The organism is Endozoicomonas sp. SESOKO3 (assembly GCF_024606255.1).
Genome location: NZ_JAHHPR010000366.1, coordinates 1 through 2044, shown reverse-complemented (window position 1 = coordinate 2044; position 2044 = coordinate 1). Strand labels below are relative to the sequence as shown.

Genomic DNA, 2044 nt, shown 5'->3' with positions numbered 1-2044 from the left:
GACGTTGCCCGGAAATACACCAAAGTCCTGAAGGTGGGTAATGAGGGGGTCTTCAGGTTCACCCATGATCTTGAAGGAAAAGAACTGGTCATTGAAGTCAGGGGCGGAATGATCCATCAGGATTCAATTGGGGCTGTTCGCGCTCAACTGGGCGACGCTCAAACATTAGAACCGTTTACGAACGTTGCCAGCCCTGAACATCTGATCGGAGTGCTGAAAGGTGCGAATGAAAGGGCAGGAAACCTTGGCCAGGTTGATCACTATGTTGCCCTTGCCACCCTAAAAACAGTCAAGGTTGAAGTGAAAGGGCGCACCTTCATGCGTCTCATCGTTTCCGGTGATCAGCCCCCTGCATTGGAGCGCCTGGGTCAATCGCTCTTTGTCAACGATGAGGCGCTTTTCGCAGCAGCTACCTCTGCCTACACCCAGGTTCATCTACTGGGGAAAGAGTTACAACAGGAGGCTCTGGATGATCTGTTGTCATACCATAAACCCGTTGGCTATGTTGTACACACCGAGGATGAGACACAGGCTTATCCTGTACCTGATGATTATCCAAAACTGGAAGTGACTGAGGCTCCGGGAGAGATTATTGTTTTCCGTGGCCAGAAGCAGAACCCCGCCGACATCGCTTTTGTGAAAGCTCTCGCTGACACCTGGCGGAATGAATTTGGCAACAACGCCCCCCCTCCTGAAGCAACAGCATGGGTTAAAAAAGACAAGGTCAAAAGCTACCAGTACGTCATTCAAAGCAATCAGATGGCAATACTGGAAGAGTTAGCTGCGCAACAAAATACTGAACTTATTGGAAGTGGACAAACGACATTTGCATACGATGGTAAACTGGCGAAGCTTGAATACTATGAATATCTTCAGCAGGCATTGACCTATGCTACTCCAGATACAGCAGATGAATTTGAATTCACAGCACCGCACGTCAGATTCGCTTCGTCGATCATCACGCCAACCTGGGTGCATATTCAACTCGCAGAGCGCTTTCGCTTCAAACCCGTACTTAGAAATTTTCTGACTGACCGGAATTTTATCCAAAATATACATAAAGTTATACCCGCTACCAGCAAAATGCCTGGCGACCCTTCTGGCAATTCTTTTGACAAAGACGGAAGCTTTGCTTCCAGAGTCATTGGTGACTCTGCCGGGCAGCTGCTTGAGATGGAAACCAGACTGGAAAAGCTGCTGGCAAGAGAGGCCGAACTCACCGCGCTAAGCAAAGCATTTCAACACAGAACGACAACGCTCATGAGCGGTATTGAGGAAAAACTGAGACTAGTCCAAATCAATCAGCAAGTTGTCAATGAGCTTAAAAAGATTAATCAAGAGCTGGAAGAGAAAAAAGACCTGATTGGCCAACTTGAGCAGGAGAACAAACGAATCCCCGAGCTGGTAAAACAACTTAATGCTGCCGGAGCAAAAGCGACAAACACTCGCAACAGTGAACTGGCAACAGAGCTCGGTATTGACAAATGGGATGATGCCCAGCCCCAAGAGGAACAAGCCAGACTCATCAGTATAAAAATTCATGAAATCAACCAGGTGCATGCTCATCAGCAGCATATGCGTCAACAACTTAATAAAATGGACGATCAACGCGAAATAGAGAATTCTTACACCAGGACCAGAAAAAAAGCTCTGGCATCGGTTCTTGGTATTGACCTGAGTGAAGACACCACACTGGAAGATCGCCCCACCCTCGAATCAACAGTCAATTACAAGCTCTTCAAACTTAAAGAGCTGGAACAAGAACTGAAAGACATCAGAACACCAGGCCACCCCGAAGCCAGGCCTGAAGTACTTGGAAAACTGACTGCTGTGGAAAATATTCTGAATATAGATAACCTCGATACAGAGAACGATGTTTATTACCGTCGTGACGCCATTTCTAAAGAAATTCAGACATACATCACAGAAACCAGACAGCGGGTAGAGGAAGAAGCTCTGGAGATGCTGGTAGCCGTAGAAAAAGCACTCGAGATCAATGTCAATGAGGGTGATGACAAAGCAACAAGACTTGACAGGATTGAAA

The 2044-nt window shown here is 47.0% G+C and carries 1 protein-coding gene; it reads left to right on the top strand.

Translation table 11 applies throughout. From position 1 onward, the window contains the following. Positions 1-108 precede the first annotated feature (108 nt). Positions 109-2044: hypothetical protein (locus tag KDK18_RS06500; protein WP_257254058.1), on the top strand; the 1936-nt coding region annotated here is incomplete at its 3' end.